Origin of the sequence: Streptomyces sp. NPDC059851 (assembly GCF_042732005.1) — a bacterium.
Classification (GTDB): domain Bacteria; phylum Actinomycetota; class Actinomycetes; order Streptomycetales; family Streptomycetaceae; genus Streptomyces.
The window spans coordinates 28,032-45,989 of sequence record NZ_JBHWJJ010000017.1; the positions used below are offsets into that span (position 1 = coordinate 28,032).

Annotated in this window: 20 protein-coding genes; 12 read left to right on the top strand and 8 right to left on the bottom strand. The window is 71.6% G+C overall.

What is annotated here, in order from left to right; all coding sequences use genetic code 11:
- Positions 1-64: 64 nt before the first annotated feature.
- Entirely contained in the window at positions 65-679 is a 615-nt protein-coding gene (locus ACFV7Q_RS08440) for a GNAT family N-acetyltransferase (protein ID WP_385425263.1), read from the bottom strand.
- 341 nt (positions 680-1,020) lie between these two features.
- Between ACFV7Q_RS08440 and ACFV7Q_RS08445 the strand changes: the two genes are divergently transcribed.
- Positions 1,021-1,698, top strand: a complete 678-nt coding sequence (locus ACFV7Q_RS08445; RefSeq protein WP_385425266.1) for a pentapeptide repeat-containing protein — start codon at positions 1,021-1,023, stop codon at positions 1,696-1,698.
- Positions 1,699-1,779: 81 nt separating this feature from the next.
- Here ACFV7Q_RS08445 and ACFV7Q_RS08450 read toward each other — a convergent pair whose 3' ends face one another.
- Positions 1,780-2,154 carry a protease inhibitor I9 family protein gene (locus ACFV7Q_RS08450; RefSeq protein ID WP_385425268.1) on the bottom strand — a complete coding sequence of 125 codons (375 nt, stop codon included), beginning with the start codon at positions 2,152-2,154 and terminating at the stop codon, positions 1,780-1,782.
- A gap of 359 nt (positions 2,155-2,513) precedes the next feature.
- Between ACFV7Q_RS08450 and ACFV7Q_RS08455 the strand changes: the two genes are divergently transcribed.
- The gene (locus tag ACFV7Q_RS08455; protein ID WP_385425271.1) at positions 2,514-3,710 is read left to right on the top strand and encodes a S8 family peptidase; all 1,197 of its coding nucleotides are present in this window, start codon (positions 2,514-2,516) and stop codon (positions 3,708-3,710) included.
- Here the strand turns inward: ACFV7Q_RS08455 and ACFV7Q_RS08460 are convergent.
- Positions 3,704-4,108: an ATP-binding protein gene (locus ACFV7Q_RS08460; protein ID WP_385425274.1), complete on the bottom strand. Its 405-nt coding sequence runs from the start codon at positions 4,106-4,108 to the stop codon at positions 3,704-3,706. The two genes, ACFV7Q_RS08455 and ACFV7Q_RS08460, sit on opposite strands and share 7 nt — an antisense overlap.
- Before the next feature lie 144 nt (positions 4,109-4,252).
- On the opposite strand from ACFV7Q_RS08460, the gene ACFV7Q_RS08465 reads away from it, so the two are divergent.
- The 3 genes from ACFV7Q_RS08465 to ACFV7Q_RS08475 all read left to right on the top strand — a co-directional run bounded on the left by ACFV7Q_RS08465 (position 4,253) and on the right by ACFV7Q_RS08475 (position 6,137).
- The gene (locus ACFV7Q_RS08465) at positions 4,253-5,050 is read left to right on the top strand and encodes a hypothetical protein (protein ID WP_385425277.1); all 798 of its coding nucleotides are present in this window, start codon (positions 4,253-4,255) and stop codon (positions 5,048-5,050) included.
- Between the two features lie 113 nt (positions 5,051-5,163).
- Positions 5,164-5,958, top strand: a complete 795-nt coding sequence (locus tag ACFV7Q_RS08470; protein WP_385425280.1) for a helix-turn-helix domain-containing protein — start codon at positions 5,164-5,166, stop codon at positions 5,956-5,958.
- Complete coding sequence (locus ACFV7Q_RS08475; protein ID WP_385425283.1) at positions 5,955-6,137, top strand: DUF397 domain-containing protein; 183 nt, start codon at positions 5,955-5,957, stop codon at positions 6,135-6,137. Before ACFV7Q_RS08470 ends, ACFV7Q_RS08475 begins: the two co-directional genes overlap by 4 nt.
- Here the strand turns inward: ACFV7Q_RS08475 and ACFV7Q_RS08480 are convergent.
- The 3 genes from ACFV7Q_RS08480 to ACFV7Q_RS08490 all read right to left on the bottom strand — a co-directional run bounded on the left by ACFV7Q_RS08480 (position 6,130) and on the right by ACFV7Q_RS08490 (position 7,594).
- Positions 6,130-6,477, bottom strand: a complete 348-nt coding sequence (locus tag ACFV7Q_RS08480; protein WP_385425285.1) for a hypothetical protein — start codon at positions 6,475-6,477, stop codon at positions 6,130-6,132. The genes ACFV7Q_RS08475 and ACFV7Q_RS08480 overlap by 8 nt on opposite strands.
- A 123-nt stretch (positions 6,478-6,600) precedes the next feature.
- Positions 6,601-7,086 carry a macro domain-containing protein gene (locus ACFV7Q_RS08485; RefSeq protein ID WP_385425288.1) on the bottom strand — a complete coding sequence of 162 codons (486 nt, stop codon included), beginning with the start codon at positions 7,084-7,086 and terminating at the stop codon, positions 6,601-6,603.
- Positions 7,087-7,342: 256 nt separating this feature from the next.
- Positions 7,343-7,594 carry a hypothetical protein gene (locus ACFV7Q_RS08490; protein WP_385425290.1) on the bottom strand — a complete coding sequence of 84 codons (252 nt, stop codon included), beginning with the start codon at positions 7,592-7,594 and terminating at the stop codon, positions 7,343-7,345.
- A gap of 377 nt (positions 7,595-7,971) precedes the next feature.
- Between ACFV7Q_RS08490 and ACFV7Q_RS08495 the strand changes: the two genes are divergently transcribed.
- A complete protein-coding gene (locus tag ACFV7Q_RS08495) occupies positions 7,972-9,183 on the top strand; it encodes a pyridoxal phosphate-dependent aminotransferase (protein ID WP_385425292.1) in 1,212 nt (403 codons plus the stop codon).
- A gap of 149 nt (positions 9,184-9,332) precedes the next feature.
- Positions 9,333-9,755 carry a hypothetical protein gene (locus ACFV7Q_RS08500; RefSeq protein ID WP_385425295.1) on the top strand — a complete coding sequence of 141 codons (423 nt, stop codon included), beginning with the start codon at positions 9,333-9,335 and terminating at the stop codon, positions 9,753-9,755.
- A 119-nt stretch (positions 9,756-9,874) separates the two neighbouring features.
- On the opposite strand, the gene ACFV7Q_RS08505 is transcribed toward ACFV7Q_RS08500, so the two are convergent.
- Positions 9,875-10,312, bottom strand: coding sequence for a hypothetical protein (locus tag ACFV7Q_RS08505; RefSeq protein ID WP_385425297.1), 438 nt, complete (start codon positions 10,310-10,312; stop codon positions 9,875-9,877).
- 137 nt (positions 10,313-10,449) lie between these two features.
- On the opposite strand from ACFV7Q_RS08505, the gene ACFV7Q_RS08510 reads away from it, so the two are divergent.
- The 4 genes from ACFV7Q_RS08510 to ACFV7Q_RS08525 are packed head-to-tail and all read left to right on the top strand — an operon-like array spanning position 10,450 to position 14,952.
- Positions 10,450-11,520: a hypothetical protein gene (locus tag ACFV7Q_RS08510; protein WP_385425300.1), complete on the top strand. Its 1,071-nt coding sequence runs from the start codon at positions 10,450-10,452 to the stop codon at positions 11,518-11,520.
- Positions 11,521-11,532: 12 nt separating this feature from the next.
- Positions 11,533-12,717, top strand: a complete 1,185-nt coding sequence (locus ACFV7Q_RS08515; protein WP_385425302.1) for a toxic anion resistance protein — start codon at positions 11,533-11,535, stop codon at positions 12,715-12,717.
- Positions 12,714-14,336, top strand: a complete 1,623-nt coding sequence (locus ACFV7Q_RS08520; protein WP_385425305.1) for a substrate-binding domain-containing protein — start codon at positions 12,714-12,716, stop codon at positions 14,334-14,336. The genes ACFV7Q_RS08515 and ACFV7Q_RS08520 overlap by 4 nt, the downstream gene beginning before the upstream one ends.
- Positions 14,323-14,952, top strand: a complete 630-nt coding sequence (locus tag ACFV7Q_RS08525) for a hypothetical protein (protein WP_385425306.1) — start codon at positions 14,323-14,325, stop codon at positions 14,950-14,952. The genes ACFV7Q_RS08520 and ACFV7Q_RS08525 overlap by 14 nt, the downstream gene beginning before the upstream one ends.
- A gap of 132 nt (positions 14,953-15,084) precedes the next feature.
- Here the strand turns inward: ACFV7Q_RS08525 and ACFV7Q_RS08530 are convergent, their stop codons facing one another.
- Complete coding sequence (locus ACFV7Q_RS08530; RefSeq protein WP_385425308.1) at positions 15,085-16,926, bottom strand: phosphoenolpyruvate carboxykinase (GTP); 1,842 nt, start codon at positions 16,924-16,926, stop codon at positions 15,085-15,087.
- Between the two features lie 220 nt (positions 16,927-17,146).
- Here ACFV7Q_RS08530 and ACFV7Q_RS08535 point away from each other — a divergent pair, with 220 nt between their 5' ends.
- Positions 17,147-17,842, top strand: a complete 696-nt coding sequence (locus ACFV7Q_RS08535; protein WP_385425311.1) for a hemolysin III family protein — start codon at positions 17,147-17,149, stop codon at positions 17,840-17,842.
- Positions 17,843-17,958: the final 116 nt, after the last annotated feature.

Consider the following 17,958-nt stretch of genomic DNA (forward strand, 5'->3'; position numbering starts at 1 on the left):
CGCCATGCCGTACGGGCCCGGGCGCCCGCCCGGATGGACCCTGACTACCGGTTGCGGGCGGGGGCTAGCCGGCGGCGGGGCGCGGGGCGCGCCACATCGCCCACACCTTGGGGCCGCCGCCCGGGAGCTCCATCTCGGCGACCACGGCGAAGCCGAAGTGCTCGTAGAACGGGATGTTCTCCGGCTTGGAGGACTCCAGCGCGACCGGCACGCCCTCCGCGTCGGCCTTGGCCAGGCCCGAGCGGAGCAGTGCGGCCCCGTGGCCCTGGCCCTGGGCTGCCGGGTCGGCGCCGACGACGGCCAGGTACCAGTGGGGGTCCTTGGGCGGGGCGGCGGCGGCCGCCTCGACGGCCTCGCGGAAGAGGGAGGCCCGGTCACCGAGGATGCCCTGGAGCTCCTCGACGGTCCCGGCGTCGGGGACGGCCTTGTCGAGGGCGTGCGGCGGCACCCAGAAGGCGGCTGCCGCGTCGGTGAGCTCGCAGACGCCGTGGCGGCCGTACTGCCGGGTGAAGAGGGTGGCGAAGTAGCGGCGCATCCCGTCTTCGCGGGAGGCGTCGTCGGGGAAGAACCAGCGCATCATCGGGTCGTCGCCGAAGGCGCGGGCGAGGGTGCTGCTGACCGTTGACGCGTCGTCGGGCGTAGCCGCCCGCGGGGTGTTCGCATTCGACATACCGGTCATTCTGCACGTGGTGATCTTGCCCCTCGCCGCCGGGTCCCTCGCGACTGCCGGAGCCGGCAACTCCGCTTGACCGGCCGGGAGGGCGGCGGAACTGCCCGCACCGGTAACGGCTTTGTCGCCGGGGTAGGTCACCCGCGACTCAAAGCCCACCAGGGGTACTCGGCTTGCCGGCACCCCGGGCGGGGCGTATAGAGGAAGAAGGGCGCGGTTTTGCCGGTTCACCCTGTTCACGTGTGCTGGGGAGGCTCCCCATGCCCGATGCAGGTCCATGGCAGTGGGCCCTGGTCTCCGTACTTCTCGTCCTCGGCTGCGTCCTGGCTCTTCGCGCCTGGCGGATGGCCGTGAAAGAGCCGGAGTCGGAGCCCAGGATCGAGGTGATGGCCGGAATCGGGGGCGGCCTGGTGTGCGGGATCGCCGTGGGGCTGTCCGCCCTGTTCCTGGGTGAGTCGATCCGTGAATCCCAAGAGAATGCGGCTTGGCGCGCGAGCGTCGAGAGCGCGCACAGCATTCCTGGTCTGACCGTCGCCGGCCACGACATCAAGGGGATCAATTTCAGCGGGAAATCGCTTCACAACGCGGACTTCACCAAGGCAGACCTGCGGGGTGCGAGGTTCCAGGACGCCGACCTGACCGGGGCGAGCTTCAAGGGCGCTGATCTGCGGGAGGCGAACCTCATCGGAGCCAACCTCCAGGACGCGAGCCTTGAGGACGCCGACCTGGGCCGGGCCTCACTGCACAGTGCGAACCTCAGCCACGCGATCGTCACCGGCCCGAAGACCTCCTTGTCCGGAGCGAAGGTGAACCCGCGCACCTGCTGGCCGAAGGCGTTGACACGCGAGCAGCTCGACGAGCTGCTCAACGGGGTGGCAGTGGAGAAGTACGTCGACGAGAAGAGCGGGCGGACCCTCACGGTGCGGGAAGACCTGAAGGAAGACGACGTGTTCGGCGGACAGCAGGCACCGTCGTGCACGCTGTGGAAGCGCGGAGAGCGCAACTTCCCGGAGTGGGAAACCCATTGAGTCGCCCCTGCTCGGGCGCGGTTCTCCGCATCCACGGATGAACTGCCGCGCGGGCGCCGTCGTCGCTGCCGCACCGGGGTGCTACGACACCGCGGGCCCGTCCGCCGAGGCGGTGCCGTCCTCCTCGATGGATTCGACGTCCGGCATCGACGCCAGGGATGCCAGCTGGTCCGGGTCCAGGCGGGCGGAGAAGCCGTTCAGGGTGTCGCGGTAGACGTGGAGCGGGTGGACGCCCTCGACGCGGCCCGCGACGTCGACCGGGTCGAGGGCCCGGTCGACGGTGACGATGTACGTGGGCCAGTCGGCCGGGTCCGCCACCGAGCGGACCGCACGGACCCCCGGGGCTCCGGGGTCCGCGGCGGTGGCGGCGGCATGGGCGGTGGCGGACAGGGCGACTACGGCGGCCAGGGCGGCGGCGAACGCCGCCGGGAGGGCACGCCCGGGGCTGGTGCGCATGGTGCGAGGCGACCACGCCCGGCCGGTGCGGGTCAACGACGTCCGTCGGCGCGGCGGCGGCTTCCGGGAGCACGCCCCGGAGTGCGCCCCGGGCGGCAGCACCGGCCGTACGGATGGATCCGACGGACGTACCGGAACGCCGGGGGCCGGTCGGGAAGGCCGCCACGGCCCAGGGGAATCGTTTCGCCAGCCCGTACGCACCCGCTCCCCCGTCTCCGGGCGCCGCCCTCGGCCGAACGGAGCGGGCCGTTCAAGTCGGGCCCACGCGGTCACCGATGCAGGGAAGGGCCGCGCCCGACGCCGGATGGGGCGGGCGGCGGCCCGCCCGTGACGGCCTTCCACCCCCTGGAGCCCCGCCCATGCGCCTGCTCGCGCCTTTGACGACCGCCGCTGCCGCCCTGCTCGCCCTGGCCCCGGCCGCACTCGGCCCCGCCGTCGCCGCCGCCGACACCCCCGAGCCCACCCCGGCACCGCTGCACACGTCCGCGAACGCGATCCCCGGCCAGTACATCGTCACCCTCGACCAGACCGCCGACCCGATCGCGGTCGCCGCGGTGGCGGGCGTGAAGCCGTCGTTCACTTACTCCAGGGCCATGCGCGGGTTCGCCGCGCCGCTCACCGCCTCCCAGCTCAAGGCGATCCGGGTGCTGCCGGGCGTGACGTCCGTGGAGGAGGACGCGGCCCTGACCGCCCCGCCCGTCCCGGCCGCCGCCGTGCCCGCACCGCGGGTGGCGTCCACCTCCTGGGGGCTGGACCGCATCGACCAGGAGCAACTGCCGCTGGACAACGCGTTCACCGTCCAGGGCAACGGCGCCGGCGTGACCGCGTACATCCTCGACACCGGCATCGACTTCGCACACACCGAGTTCGGCGGCCGCGCGAAGGCCGGTTTCGACGCCGTCGGCGACGGCCGGGGCGGCCTGGACTGCCACGGCCACGGCACACACGTCGCGGGCACGGTCGGCGGTCGTACGTACGGGGTGGCGACCAAGGTGAACCTGGTCAGCGTCCGCGTCCTGGGCTGCGACGGCAAGGGCACCTACTCCGGGATCATCGCCGCCCTCGACTGGGTCGCGGAGAACGCCAGGCAACCCGCCGTCCTCAACGGCTCCCTGGGCGGCGCACGCTCCAGCGCCGTCAACGCCGCCGCGGACGCGCTCCACGACGCGGGCGTCCTCCCCGTCTTCGCGGCCGGCAACGAGGCGCAGGACGCCTGCAACGTGTCCCCCGCCTCGGCGTCGCGCGTGGTGACGGTCGCGGCCACCGACCGCTACGACCGGGAGACGGACTTCTCCAACTTCGGCCAGTGCGTCTCCCTCTACGCCCCCGGCCAGGAGATCGTCTCCGCCCGCCTGTCCGGCGGCACCGCGGCCCTGGACGGCACCTCGATGGCCGCCCCGCACGTCACGGGCGTCGCCGCCCTGTACAAGGCGGCGCACCCCGACGAGACCGCCGACCAGGTGGCCGGCTTCCTGGAGCAGCGGTCGACGAAGGACATCCTGACCCGCCTCAGCTACAACACCCCCAACCGGCTGCTCAACACGGCCGGCTACTGACCTTCGCCGGTGTGCAGCTCGAACCACACCACCTTGCCGACGCCGCAGGCCCGCGGGTAAGCACCCCACTGCGCGGCCAGCGCGGCGACGATCGCCAAACCGCGCCCGGCTTCGTCCCCGGGCGCGGGCGTACGCGGCGCGGGCAGGGACCGGTTCGCGTCGAGGAACTCCACCCTCAGCCGGTCGCCGCACCAGCCGCCCCGCATCCACACCTCTCGCCCGACGGGCACCCGGGCGTGCTGGCAGGCATTCGTCATCAGCTCGCTGACGAGCAGTACGGCGGTCTCCACGGTGTCCTCGGGCAGCTTCCACGCCCGGACCTGCTGGGCGAACAGGGTCCGGGCCAGGCGGACGCTGCGGGGGCTCCGGACGAAGCGGTACTCAAACGTGTGGTCCATGATCCGCACCCTCCCGCCCCGCCCGCCCCACGACGAGACACGCCCCAGGAGGCGGGGGCCCTGTACCCGCGCGGTACCCGGCCGCCGTACGGGCGCCCGCGCCCCCGGATGGCCCCTCGGACGGCGGACGCGCACGCTGGAGGGATGGGAACCGAGGCATCCGACACGGCCACCGGCGCGCTCTCCGGGCTCCTGGAGAACCCCGTCGTCGGGATGTCGCCGTGGATCACCTTCTCCCTGCTCGTCGGGCCGGGACGGTTCGAGTTCGCGGTCGGGATCTCCCTGGCAGCGGCCGTCGCCCTCGTCGTCCTGGGCCGCGTGGTCAACCGGGGCAGCTCCTGGAAGCTGCTGGAGCTGGCCGACGTCGTGTTCTTCGGCGCGATGACCGCCATCGGCGCCCTGGCGAGCGAGGGCACGCGCACCTGGCTGGAGACGTACGCGGGCGAGGTCGCGAACTTCACCCTCGCCACGATCGCCTTCGGCTCGATGGCCGTGCGGATGCCGTTCACCCTCCAGTACGCCCGCGAACAGGCCGACCCGTCCCTCTGGCACACCCGCGGCTTCATCCGGACCAACTACATGATCACCGGGGTATGGGGGCTCGCCTTCCTGGTGGCCGCCCTGGCCGGCCTCTACGGCGACCTGATCCTGCGCAGCCCGGACAACATGTGGACCAACTGGATCATCCAGATCCTGGCGATCGTCGCCGCCCTCCGGTTCACCGCCTGGTACCCGGACGTCGTACGGGCCCGCGCCGCCCGCGAGGCCGAGGGGCTGGGCCGCGAGCCGCCGAACGTGGCCTCGCTGATGCTTCCGGTGGCCGGCCTGCTGGTGCCGATCGGGATCGCCGTCCTCGTCTTCGACGGCGACCTCTGGTGGCTGGGCGTGGCCCTGGTCGTCATCGGTGGCGTCCTGACGAAGACCCTGCACGCACGGAGTTGAAGCCCCCGCAGCACTTCGGCCAAACCGCCACTCGATCGTGTGATCGATGATCCTGGGCGCCCCAGGCCGGGTATGGGCCGGGCGAGCAAGAGCAGGCCGAGGGGCGGGGCGCGATGAGCGAGGCATGGCGGTACGGCGGCAACCAGATCAAGCTGTGGCGCACGGAGGCGGGCAAGTCCCGCGAAGAACTGGCCGAGGAAGCCGGCTACGCCGCCGAGTACGTGAAGTCGATGGAACAGGGCCGCCGCCGCCCCACCCTGCACCTGCTCCGGGTCGCGGACTCGATGTTCGGCGCAAGCGGCAAATTGGCGGCCGCCGCCGACTACATGAAGCCGGAGCCGTTTCCGAAGCGGTCCGAGGAGTACATGGAGGCCGAGGCAGACGCCTTCGGCATCAATTGGTATGAGCCGCTGTTCATTCCTGGCCTGCTACAGACTGAGCCGTACATGCGCGTGCTGATGCAGGAGAGCTATCCGCCACCAGACGAAGAAACTGTTGAGGAACGAGTCCGCGCACGGCTTGCGCGACAGGCCACGATGGTTCGCCGCACCGGCAACATGTACAGCTTCATCGTCTACGAAGCTGCTCTTCGCACAAAGACGGGTGGGCCAGACGTAATGCGCCAGCAGCTTCACCACATGCTGGAGCTGTCAACGCTGCGCCATGTCGGTGTCCAAGTGCTGCCGATGGGCCGTATTTCGGGCGTCGCCCTCAGCGGCCCACTGATCCTGCTCGAAACCCCGGAGCACCAGCTCTGGGCATGGTGTGACGGCCAAGAAACCAGTGCCGCGTACTCGGACCCCGACAAGGTCAGCGCCATCGCGCAAGCACATGGCATGATCCGTTTGAACGCCCTCGGTGCAGCGGAATCAGCCGGGTCCATCAAACAGGTCGCGGAGGAACTATGAGCAGCAACCGTCTGACGTGGTTCAAATCCAGCTACAGCGATGGCCAGGGCGGCGCGTGTGTCGAGGTCGCGGCCTGCGCCCACACCGTCCACGTCCGTGACTCCAAGCTCGGCGAGGACGGCCCGACCTTCGCCGTCCCCGCCGAGGCCTGGCGGACCTTCCTGAGCCGGATCAGCTGAACACCACGGACCGCAGCTTCAGCCGCTCGGAGCCGTAGCCGGTGAAGGGCCGCAGGGTGAAGTAGTCGCCCTCGCAGTCGGGTTCGGTGAAGACCGTCGCCGTGGAGCTGGTGCGGTTGCGCGGCGAGTGGGCGGGGCTGCTGGAACCCGGGTCGGCGACTTCGGGCAGGGTGAAGCACTCACGGCTCACCGGGTTCTCCAGGATGCCGACCTGCGGGCTGCCGTCGAGGCCGGAGTACACGTACGTGAACTCACCGTAGGCGGCGACCGCGGACGTGGGGATCGTCAGGACAAGGATCAGCGCACCGAACGCGGCGGCGGCGGCATTACGAAGACGCATGGATGGGGTTCCCCTCACAAGGAGCAACTACGTGCGGGAACCACCTTTCCGGCGCGGCACACCGGAGGTCACTGCCGGACGGCGCCGAATCGATCCTCCGTCGCCCGAACGGCCCAGTAGCCGTCAACTCCGGTCATACACCGTCACCGCCACGCCGCGCGCGGAGAGCGCCTGCGTGACCATCGGCTCGACGCGGGACCACTTGCCGCCCGCCAACCCGCAGCCGATCCGCGGCATGTGGACCGAGGCGCCCAGCTCGACGGCATGGTCCGCGACGGCGGCCAGGCAGCGCTCCAGGGCGTCGTACCGGATCGGAACGCCCGCGCTGCCGGTGCGTATGCCGCGCTGGCCCACCATGTTGGCGACCCAGGTGTCGTCCTCGACCCGGACCAGCCGGACCGCGCCCAGCCCGAAGTCGTTCCCCGCGCGGCCGCGGTGCCAAGCCCGGAAGTCGGCCTCGGGCTCCGGCCAGCGCTTCGACAGCGCCACGACGAAGCCCTTGCCCCAGCCGCCGATGTCGTTGCAGACGTGCGCGATGATCTTCGGCCCCTTGGCCTGCGGGCTCGTCGCATCCCCGGCAATGATCCTCAGCGGTGTCAGCAGCGTCATGCCCCCACCGTAAGAGGGGCCACTGACAACGCCTCCCCTACCGGAACCGCTTCGACGCCGCGGCCGGGCCGCGATGTACTGGACGTGGCCATCGCGTCGCAGACCTCGATCACCGTCGCGCTGACCCAACCAGTCACCTTCGTGAGCCCGTTGGGGCGGCGCACGGAGGTCCACACGGTCCGCTGTCACGCCGACGAACCACAGGCGCCGTCGCAGCGATCAGGAAACTGCTGCCGGTAGACCGCTGACGGGATCGTCAGAGGTACTCGCGGGCGAACTCCACCGCCCACTCCACGGCCGCTATCGGGACGCTGCCGGACGCCGGGTCGATGGCGAGGCGGGCGTCCTCCCAGCCGCGGCCGTGCTCGCGGTAGATCGCGAAGCGTCCGTCCACGAAGGTCCCGGGCCCGCGGCCCAGCCGGTGCGGCCGTACCAGGAACTCGATCGCCCGGTCGTCGCCGTCCGTGCCCACCGTCGTGATCGTCATGTCGCCGACTGCGAAATCCACCGCTCCGCCCCTCCGCTTCTCCCGCCCCGGAAGACCAGCCTCCGCCGGGTCACCGTCGGCCCGCATGAGCCCCCGTACTCAAGTCGCGTACTCAGCTCGCGTACTCAGCCCCCACCCTCAGCCCCCGCCCTCACACGGCGCCGCCCCCGTACGCCACGCCCGAGCGGCCCCTACTCGGCGGTAAGTGACGAGTGCAACACCCCGCCCCGGTTACCCGCACGGACCCGCGGATTCCGTAGGCGGAGCTCCCTCCCGGCCCGTGTTTCCAAGGGTGGAACGCGCAGCCACCCACCCATCACGGAAAACCGACATTTCGACCATCATCCTGGGGGATGAAATCCGCCGCCGCGCACCCCCGTGCCCCGTAAGCTCCAGATATGCAGGTGATCCAGTCAACGAAGCTCGCCAATGTCTGCTACGAGATCCGCGGCCCCGTCCTCGAAGAGGCGATGCGGCTCGAAGCAGCAGGTCATCGCATCCTCAAGCTCAACACCGGCAACCCCGCGGCCTTCGGCTTCGAGTGCCCGCCGGAGATCCTTGAGGACATGCTCCGCAACCTGGGCGACGCCCACGGCTACGGGGACGCGAAGGGGCTGCTCTCCGCGCGCCGCGCGGTCATGCAGCACTACCAGACCAAGGGCATCGAGCTGGACGTCGAGGACATCTACCTCGGCAACGGCGTCTCCGAGCTGATCCAGATGGCGATGCAGGCGCTGCTCGACGACGGCGACGAGGTGCTCGTCCCGGCCCCGGACTACCCGCTGTGGACGGCCGCCGTGTCGCTGGCCGGCGGCACCGCCGTGCACTACCGCTGCGACGAGCAGTCCGACTGGATGCCGGACCTGGCCGACATCGAGCGCAAGGTCACCGACCGCACCCGCGCGCTCGTCATCATCAACCCGAACAACCCGACCGGCGCCGTCTACGACGACGAGATGCTGCGGGGCCTCACCGACATCGCGCGCCGCCACGACCTGATCGTCTGCTCCGACGAGATCTACGACCGGATCCTGTACGACGGCGCCACCCACACCAACACCGCCGCGATCGCCCCGGACCTGCTGACCCTCACCTTCAACGGGCTCTCCAAGAACTACCGCGTCGCCGGCTTCCGGTCCGGCTGGATGGCGGTCTGCGGCCCGAAGAAGCACGCCGCGTCCTACATCGAGGGCCTGACGATCCTGGCCAACATGCGCCTGTGCGCGAACATGCCCTCGCAGCACGCCGTGGCCACCGCGTTGGGCGGCCGGCAGTCCATCGAGGACCTGGTGCTGCCCGGCGGGCGGCTGCTGGAGCAGCGGGACACCGCGTACGACCTGCTGACCCAGATCCCGGGCATCACCTGCGTGAAGCCCAAGGGCGCGCTGTACCTGTTCCCGAGGCTCGACCCGGCCGTCTACAAGATCAAGGACGACCGGCAGATGGTCCTCGACCTCCTGCGGGCCGAGAAGATCATGGTCGTGCACGGCACGGGCTTCAACTGGAGCGAGCCGGACCACTTCCGCATCGTCACCCTGCCGAACGCGACGGACCTCGCGGACGCGGTGACGCGGATCGGCAACTTCCTGGACGGCTACGGCCAGCCGTAACCGCCGCCCGCACCACGCACCGACGGGTGCGGGGCGGGTCCGACCCTCCGGCCGGACCCGCCCCGCACCCGTCCGCATTTCAGGATCGAGCCGAACTTTAGAATGAATCCAATGTAGGATGGTCTCCTGACCCCGCAGGAGGCCACCTCATGTACGAGCCGATCCGGACCAAACCGGCCGTCCACCGTGCAGGTGCGGGCGGCCACGCCGGCAGCCACGACAGCCGTGGCAGCTACCCGCACAGCACCCGGGCCGAAGCGCTGGACCACCAGCTCGCCGGCCACCTCTCCGCCCTGCTCACCGTCACCGACCAGCTGGGCCTCGACCGCGCGGGCGCCCGTATTGCCGCCCAGGTCACGCGCCTGCGCGGCAGCGAGCCCGCCCGTGCACCCATAGCGCAGGAAGCGGACCCCGCCGCCCTGCACCGGCGCGCCCACGACCTCGCCGGCCGGGCGCTCGTCGTGGCCGCGTCCCGCGCCGACACCACCGTCGCGATCCTCGCCGCCGAGCGGATGGACGCGCACGCCGCCGCCCTGGGCCCGGTCTCCCGGGACCTGGCCGGCCGCCCCTGACCGGCCCCGGTCCGGGGCCGTGCAGGCTCCGGGCCGGGTGCCTCGGCGTACCGGCGATGCTCGCCGTACCCCGCGCACGCACGCCACCCCCAGCTCCACACCGCCAGCGCCGCGCCGCCTCAAGGCACCGGCGTGAACTCCGCCGCCGCCACCCCGCACCACGGCACCGCCGCCGCCTGCCACACCGGGCCCACGGCCTCCCCGCGCTCCACCGCGCCGGGGGCCACTCCGGGCACCTTCACCAGCGCCTGGGCCGCACGCCCGCCCGGCACCGGCTCGGCCTGCTCGCGGAACTCGACCGTGACGACGTACGCGCCGACGCCCTCGGACCGGCCCGCCGCCTCCACGGCCGCCACCACCCTCCGGCTCGCCCCGTCGACCCGGCACCCGGTGACCCGTACGTCAGCCACCGCGGCCCGCGGCGGCCCGCCGTCCGAGCCGTCACCGGCCCACACGTACAGGCCCAGCGGGGCGAACACCAGCAGGGCGGCCAGGGACGACAGGCCGACGACCCAGCCCTGCCATTTCAACGCGCTCACGTTCACGCTCACGGCCATGCCCCGATCCTGACGGCCCGCCGCCCCCGCTGCCAGCACCCGCGGATTCATACGGCATTTCGAAGTGGGACCGCCTGGTCACCCGGCGTTCACCCAACTCCTCGCGGAATGTGGGTTTCCGTGAGCAGGCTGCACCCGTGAGACGCATCCTGGCAATCGTGCTGGGTGTCCTCCTGCTGGGCGGCGTCGCAGCCGTCATCCTCCGGGGAGGCACCGAGCCCACGGCAACGAAGACCGTGGAAGGCGTCATCGGGTCGGAGAAGGCCGAGTTCTTCCGTGACCCCGATGTCGTCAAGGCCCTCAAAGCCAAGGGCTACACCGTGAAGACCGAAACGTCCGGATCCTGGGCGATGGACCGGCTCCCGTTGAAGAAGTACGACTTCGCGTTCCCCTCCAGCAGCGAGCCCGCGCCGGAGATCGAGGCCGCGGCCGGCATCAAGGGGGCCCAGACCACCCGTCCCTTCTTCTCCCCGCTCGTCGTCATCGCCCGGTCCAACGCTGCCAAGGTCCTCGCCGACAACGGCCTGGCCAAGATGACCGGCAGGAACTCCGGCACCCTCCTGATGGGCCCGTACCTCAAGGCCGCCGGGGAGGACCGGACCTGGCAGCAGCTGCCGGGCTCTGCCGCCCACCCCGAACTCACCGGCGCCGTGTTCATCAAGACCACCGACCCGGCCTCCTCCAGCTCCGGCGCCCTGTTCCTCGCCGCCACCTCCAACGTCGCCAACGACAACAAGGTCGTCGCCGACGACGCGGCGATCGGGCGGACCGCCCCGCTGATGCGGAAGCTGGTCTCGGTGCAGGGCGCCCTGGAGCAGAGCACCGACGACCCGTTCCGCTCCTTCATCAGCGGCAGCGGCGAGCCGCTGATCCTCGCCTACGAGGCCCAGGTCGCCGCGCTGGTCCAGCAGAAGCAGGCCCCCGCCGACATGGTCGTCCTCTACCCGGACACCACCGTCAACTCCCCGCACACCTTCGTCCCGATCAGCGAGGACGCCCGCGGACTCGGCACCCTCCTGGCCACCGACCCCGAGCTGCGCAAGCTGGCCGTCCGGCACGGCTTCCGGCCGCAGGACGGCGTGCCCGAGTTCACCGCCGCGACCGCCGCGCACGGCGCGTACCTCAACCCGGAGCTGGCCGGCATCCGACAGGTCGGCGCACCCACCGTCAAGATCCTCATGGCGCTGGCCGAACGCGCCAAGGGCTAGGGGGACCCGCACATGACACTCACACCTCCCGAGGACGGCCCGCTCGTCCTCACCGCACCCGAGCCCGTGCCCGCCGTCCGGCGGGAGCAGGCCTCCGGCCTCGTCCCGCTCGACGACGCCGTCCGCGCCGAGGTCGCCCGCCGGGCCGCCGAGTACGCCGGCTCGCTCACCGGGATCGACCCGCGCTCCCCCGGGTTCGCCGCCCGGATCGGCGAGGTCACCGGGCTCGGCGCGGCCGACATGCGCACCGCCGACCGGCAGTCCAACCGGATGCTGGAGCGGGCCGTACGCGCCCTGGGCTCCGAGGGCGGCGACGTCCAGGGCCGGGTCGCGGGCTCGCTGGTCGAACTGCGCCGCACCGTCGAGGACCTCGACCCGCGGGACGCCCCTGGCCGGGGCGCGCGCCGACTGCTGGCCAAACTGCCGGGCGGCAACCGGTTCCGTGACCACGTCGCGAAGTACGCCTCCGCGCAGGCCACCCTCAACCGGATCGTCGGCGCGCTGCGCAGCGGCCAGGACGAACTGCGCCGCGACAACGCCGCCCTGCACACCGAGCGGGCCCGGCTGTGGGAGACCATGGGCCGGCTCCAGGAGTACGCGCTGCTGACCGAGGCCCTGGACGAGGCCGTCGAGCAGCGGATCGCCGAGGCCTCGTACGCCGACCCGGAGGCGGCGGACGCGCTCCGCGCCGACGTGCTGTTCCCCGTCCGGCAGAAGCACCAGGACCTGCTGACGCAGCTGGCCGTGTGCGCGCAGGGCTACCTGGCGATGGACGTGGTCCGGCGCAGCAACGAGGAGCTGATCAAGGGCGTGGACCGGGCGGCGACGACCACCGTGTCGGCGCTGCGGATCGCGGTGATGCTCGCGTCGGCCCTCGACAACCAGCGCAAGGTGATCGAGCAGGTCGGCGCCCTGCGCTCCACGACGGAGGACCTGATCCGCGGCAACGCCGAAATGCTGGCCACCCGGAGCGGGGAGATCCAGCGGATCGCCGCCGACCCGGCCGTGGGCGCGGAGACGCTGCGGGCCGCGTTCGCGCAGATCTACACGACGCTCGACGCGATCGACACGTTCAAGGTGCAGGCCGCCGAGAACATGGCCGCCACCGTGGACGCCCTCAGCGGGGAGCTGCAGACGGCCTCCGCCTACCTGGCGCGGACGCGGGCGGCCGATGCCGCCGAGGGGGGTGCGGTGTGAAGAACGGGACGAGGGACCGCCGGCGGGCCCGGCGTTGGCTGGGCCCCTGCCTGGCGCTCGCGGTCCTGGCGGGTGCGACCGGATGCACCGCCGACGGACCAGCCGGGCCCGAGGAGAGCGCGAGCGCTTACAAGGACGGGACGCTTCGGGTGCTGGCCTCCAGTGAACTCGCCGACATGGAGCCGGTGCTGAAGGCCGCGAAGAAGGCCACCGGCGTCAACGTCGAGCTGACCTGGTCGGGCACCCTGGACGCGGCCGAGCAGGTCGCCTCCGGCAAGGCCGACGGCAGGTACGACGCGATCTGGCTGTCGTCCAACGACTACCTGCGGCTGCGCCCCGAGACGGCCGGGAAGATCGGCGGTGAGACGCCGGTGATGTCCTCGCCGGTCGCGGTCGGCGTGAAGCCGGACGCGCTGGCCCGGCTGGGCTGGAAGCCCGAGGAGGTCACCTGGTCCGCGGTGCACGAGGCGGTGGCCGCGGGGAAGCTGACGTACGGGATGACCGACCCGGTGCGCTCCAACTCGGGGTTCTCGGCGTTGGTTTCGGTGGCCTCCGGGCTGTCGGGGGCGCAGGCTGCGCTGACCGACGCCGACGTGACGGCGGCCCGGCCGAAGCTGAAGCAGTTCTTCGCCGGGCAGAAGCTGACCTCGGGCTCCTCGGGCTGGCTGGCGACCGCGTACGCCAAGCGCGGGGACGTGGACGCCCTCGTCAACTACGAGTCCGTGCTGCTGGCGATGAACCGGGACGCGAAGACGGACCTGACCGTGGTCCGGCCGCGGGACGGGGTCGTCACCGCCCACTACCCGCTGACCCTGCTGACCTCGGCGCCTGCCGGGGCCCGCGAGTCCGGGCGGGTCCTGACCGACTGGCTGCGCGGCACCGAGGCACAGAAGCTGATCACGGAGAGGACGTTCCGGCGGCCGGTGGCGGCCGGGGTGGCCCCGGCGGCCGGGCTGAACCCCGACAAGCGGCGCGAGCTGCCGTTCCCGGGGAGCCGGCAGGTCGCGGACGGGCTGCTGGCCTCGTACGAGAACGAGCTGCGCCGGCCCTCGCGGACGGTGTACGTGCTGGACACCTCCGGCTCGATGGCGGAGGAGAACCGCATCGGCCGGCTCCGGGACGCCCTCACCGAGCTGACGGGCACCGGGGACTCGGGGCCCGGGCGGCGGTTCCGGGACCGCGAGGAGGTGACCTTGCTGCCCTTCGGCGACAAGGTGAAGCAGGTCCTCACCCACGTGGTGGAGCCGGGCAACCCGGGTCCGGCGCTGGACGGGATCCGCAAGGACGCGGGCGCGCTGCGGCCCGAGGGGGGCACGGCGGTGTACGCGAGCCTGCGGGCGGCCTACGAGCACCTCGGCAAGGGCAACGCGGACGCGTTCACCTCGATCGTGCTGATGACCGACGGGCAGAGCGGGGACAGGGCGAAGGACTTCGAGTCCTTCCACGCGGCCCTGCCGGAGGCGCAGAAGCACACCCCGGTCTTCGCGGTGCTGTTCGGGGACTCCGACCGCAAGGAGCTCACCCGGATCACCGAGGTGACCGGCGGTCGCCTGTTCGACGCCACGAGCGGCAACGCCTCGCTCCGCGGGGCCTTCGAGGAGATCCGTGGCTACCAATAGGGCCTCCGGCAGTGCTGCTGCAAGGGCGCTGCGCTACCTGGAGTCGAAGAAGAACCTGGCCGGCTCCGCCTGCGGGGTGGCCGGGGTGGTGCTCACCCTCACGGGCGCGGCCGGCACCTACTGGCCGCTGGTGGTGGCCGGGCTGTACGGGGCGGGGGCGCTGGTCGCCCCGCCCGAGCGGCCGGCCCCGCCCCCGCCCGCGGGGCTCACCGAGCAGCTGAACGGGGTGCGCGAGCAGTTCGGGCGGCTGCGGGAGTACCTGGCCGAAGTGGAGTTGCCGGAGCCGGCCGGGGGTCGGCTGGCGGAGCTCGTCGAGCTGTACGCGGCGCTGCTGGAGCCGGGCTGGGTGGCGGACGTGCTGGCCGGGGAGCCGGAGCTGGTGCACGCGCTGTCGCGGGCGATCGAGGTGGACGTCCCGGAGTGCGTGGACACCTTCAACCGGACCCGGTGGTGGACCCGGCTGACGCCGGGCGGCGAGTCACCGGAGCGCCACCTGGAGCGGCAGCTGGAGCTGCTGCACGAGGAGGCGGAGCGGGTGGCGGCGGACCTGCGGGAGACGGAGGCCCGGCGCCAGCAAACGCACACGGCCTACCTGGAGGAGCGCGGACGCTCCTGACAGGTAGGCCGTGGCTGCGGTGGGAACCGCTTGGTCGGGGGCTCCCACTACGGTGGGAAACCGCTTGGTCGGGGGCTCCCACGTCTTCGGGCCCTGGCAGGCAGGGCGGCCCTGTCGGACAGGGCGGTTACATCAGCCCAGGCGCTCGACCAGGGCGTGGTACTGGTCCCACAGTTCCTTCGGCGTGTGCGTGCCGTAGGTGTTGAGGTGCTCGGGGACCAGGGCGGCCTCCTCGCGCCAGACCTTCTTGTCGACGGTCAGGAGGAAGTCGAGGTCCTCGTCGGAGATGTCGAGGCCGTCGAGGTCGAGGGCGGCCTTGGTCGGCAGGATGCCGATCGGGGTCTCGACGCCCTCGGCGGTGCCGTCGAGGCGACCGACGATCCACTTGAGGACACGGCTGTTCTCGCCGAAGCCGGGCCACACGAACTTGCCCGCGTCGTTCTTGCGGAACCAGTTCACGTAGTAGATCTTCGGGAGCTTCGCGGCGTCCGCGGAGGCTCCGACCTTGATCCAGTGGGCCATGTAGTCGCCCATGTTGTAGCCGCAGAACGGCAGCATGGCGAACGGGTCGCGGCGCAGCTCGCCGACCTTGCCCTCGGCGGCGGCGGTCTTCTCGGAGGCGATGTTCGAGCCGATGAAGACGCCGTGGTTCCAGTCGAAGGACTCGGTGACCAGGGGGACGGCGGAGGCGCGGCGGCCACCGAAGAGGATCGCGGAGATCGGGACGCCCTTGGGGTCCTCCCACTCGGGGGCGATCGTCGGGCACTGGGCGGCCGGGACGGCGAAGCGGGCGTTCGGGTGGGCCGCCGGGGTCTCGGACTCCGGGGTCCAGGGGTTGCCCTTCCAGTCGATCAGCTCGGCCGGGGTCTCCTCGGTCATGCCCTCCCACCAGACGTCGCCGCCGTCGGGGGTGAGCGCGACGTTGGTGAAGACGGTGTTGGCGTACATCGTCTTCATGGCGTTGGCGTTGGTGTGCGCGCCGGTGCCGGGGGCGACGCCGAAGAAGCCGGCCTCGGGGTTGATGGCGTAGAGGCGGCCGTCCTCGCCGAAGCGCATCCAGGCGATGTCGTCGCCGATGGTCTCGACCGTCCAGCCGGGGATCGTGGGCTCCAGCATGGCCAGGTTGGTCTTGCCGCAGGCGGACGGGAAGGCGGCGGCGATGTACGTCGGCTCGGCGGTCTCGCCCTCGCCGGCCGGCGGGGTGAGCTTGAGGATCAGCATGTGCTCGGCCAGCCAGCCCTCGTCGCGGGCCATGACGGACGCGATGCGCAGGGCGTAGCACTTCTTGCCGAGGAGGGCGTTGCCGCCGTAGCCCGAGCCGAAGGACCAGATCTCGCGGGTCTCCGGGAAGTGCGAGATGTACTTGGTGGTGTTGCAGGGCCACGGCACGTCGGCCTGGCCCTCGGCGAGCGGAGCGCCGAGGGTGTGGACGGCCTTGACGAAGAACCCGTCGGTACCGAGCTCGTCGAGGACGGCCTTGCCCATGCGGGTCATGGTGCGCATGGCGACCGCGACGTAGGCCGAGTCGGTGATCTCGACGCCGATCGCGGACAGCTCGGAGCCCAGGGGGCCCATGCAGAACGGGACGACGTACATCGTCCGGCCCTTCATGGAGCCGCGGAAGATGCCCTTCTCACCCGCGAAGACGTCCTTCATCTCCGCCGGGGCCATCCAGTGGTTGGTCGGGCCGGCGTCCTCTTCCTTCTCGGAGCAGATGAAGGTCCGGTCCTCGACGCGCGCGACGTCGGACGGGTCGGAGGCGGCGTAGTAGGAGTTCGGGCGCTTCGACTCGTCGAGCTTCTTGAAGGTGCCCTTCGCCACGAGCTCCCCGCACAGGCGCTCGTACTCGGCCTCGGAACCGTCGCACCAGACGACCCTGTCGGGCTCTGTGATCGCCGCGATCTCGTCGACCCAGGCGATCAGGTCCTTGTGGTTCGTCGGGACGGACAGGGGAGCCGCGTTGTCGCGCGCCACGATTGCTCCTTGTTGAGGGGTTTGTTTGGTGTATGCCCCGTGGGGGCTGCGACCCGGACGCTTCGCGCTCTGCTCATCCGGTGCCGACCGCACTCATCTGATCATCCGGTGCATGTGCGCATATGTCCAGGGGGCCTCTCACGTGAGCATCGCCACTCCCGTCAATCTTCCGTAAAGCAGACCACCAGAAACCTACGGACCCGTAGGTAGCATGACGCCCATGACTTCTGACGCCGCAGTCGCGCCGGAGGCCGCCGCCGGGCCGGCCGCCACAGCAGCACCGGAGGCCAAGCCGCTCATGCGCGGCTGGCTGCACGCCGGGATGTTCCCCGCCGTCGTCGTCGCGGGCGTGGCGCTCATGGCCTTCACGGAATCGGCCGAGGCGCGGATCGCCTGCGGGGTCTACGTCCTCACGGCCTGCCTGCTGTTCGGCATCAGCGCCGTGTACCACCGCGGCACCTGGGGCCCCCGGGGCGAGGCCGTCCTGCGGCGCCTCGACCACGCCAATATTTTTCTGATCATCGCTGGGACGTATACCCCGCTGACCGTGATCCTCCTCCCGCCCTCCACCGGACGGACGCTGCTGTGGGCGGTGTGGCTCGCCGCCGCCGCCGGGATCGCCTTCCGGGTCTTCTGGGTCGGCGCCCCGCGCTGGCTCTACACGCCCTGCTACATCGCGATGGGTTGGGCCGCGGTCTTCTTCCTGCCCGACTTCCTGCGCACGGGCGGCATCGCCGTCCTCGTGCTGGTCGTCGTCGGTGGACTCCTGTACAGCGCGGGAGGGGTGATCTACGGGATCAAGCGCCCCAACCCCTCCCCGCGCTTCTTCGGCTTCCACGAGGTCTTCCACTCGCTGACGCTCGCCGCGTTCGTCGCGCACTACGTCGGCATCTCACTCGCCGCGTACCGGCACTGAGCGGATGGCACCCCTCGGGGGCGGGAGCCACCGCCCCACGAGGGGTGCCGGGAACTGCGCGACCGGCCGCGACGGGCCGGCGGACGGGCCCGGCCCGTCGCGGCACTTCCCGCGGA

Excerpts from the sequence above, each read along its gene's own strand:
- ACFV7Q_RS08465 (WP_385425277.1), top strand. The coding sequence starts at position 4,253 with ATGGGAACCGAGGCATCCGACACGGCCACCGGCGCGCTCTCCGGGCTC.
- ACFV7Q_RS08515 (WP_385425302.1), top strand. The coding sequence starts at position 11,533 with ATGACACTCACACCTCCCGAGGACGGCCCGCTCGTCCTCACCGCACCC.
- ACFV7Q_RS08500 (WP_385425295.1), top strand. The coding sequence starts at position 9,333 with ATGTACGAGCCGATCCGGACCAAACCGGCCGTCCACCGTGCAGGTGCG.
- ACFV7Q_RS08475 (WP_385425283.1), top strand. The coding sequence starts at position 5,955 with ATGAGCAGCAACCGTCTGACGTGGTTCAAATCCAGCTACAGCGATGGC.
- ACFV7Q_RS08455 (WP_385425271.1), top strand. The coding sequence starts at position 2,514 with ATGCGCCTGCTCGCGCCTTTGACGACCGCCGCTGCCGCCCTGCTCGCC.
- ACFV7Q_RS08485 (WP_385425288.1), bottom strand. The coding sequence starts at position 7,086 with ATGACGCTGCTGACACCGCTGAGGATCATTGCCGGGGATGCGACGAGC.
- ACFV7Q_RS08460 (WP_385425274.1), bottom strand. The coding sequence starts at position 4,108 with ATGGACCACACGTTTGAGTACCGCTTCGTCCGGAGCCCCCGCAGCGTC.
- ACFV7Q_RS08470 (WP_385425280.1), top strand. The coding sequence starts at position 5,164 with ATGAGCGAGGCATGGCGGTACGGCGGCAACCAGATCAAGCTGTGGCGC.
- ACFV7Q_RS08495 (WP_385425292.1), top strand. The coding sequence starts at position 7,972 with ATGCAGGTGATCCAGTCAACGAAGCTCGCCAATGTCTGCTACGAGATC.
- ACFV7Q_RS08450 (WP_385425268.1), bottom strand. The coding sequence starts at position 2,154 with ATGCGCACCAGCCCCGGGCGTGCCCTCCCGGCGGCGTTCGCCGCCGCC.
- ACFV7Q_RS08535 (WP_385425311.1), top strand. The coding sequence starts at position 17,147 with ATGACTTCTGACGCCGCAGTCGCGCCGGAGGCCGCCGCCGGGCCGGCC.
- ACFV7Q_RS08505 (WP_385425297.1), bottom strand. The coding sequence starts at position 10,312 with ATGGCCGTGAGCGTGAACGTGAGCGCGTTGAAATGGCAGGGCTGGGTC.
- ACFV7Q_RS08480 (WP_385425285.1), bottom strand. The coding sequence starts at position 6,477 with ATGCGTCTTCGTAATGCCGCCGCCGCCGCGTTCGGTGCGCTGATCCTT.
- ACFV7Q_RS08440 (WP_385425263.1), bottom strand. The coding sequence starts at position 679 with ATGACCGGTATGTCGAATGCGAACACCCCGCGGGCGGCTACGCCCGAC.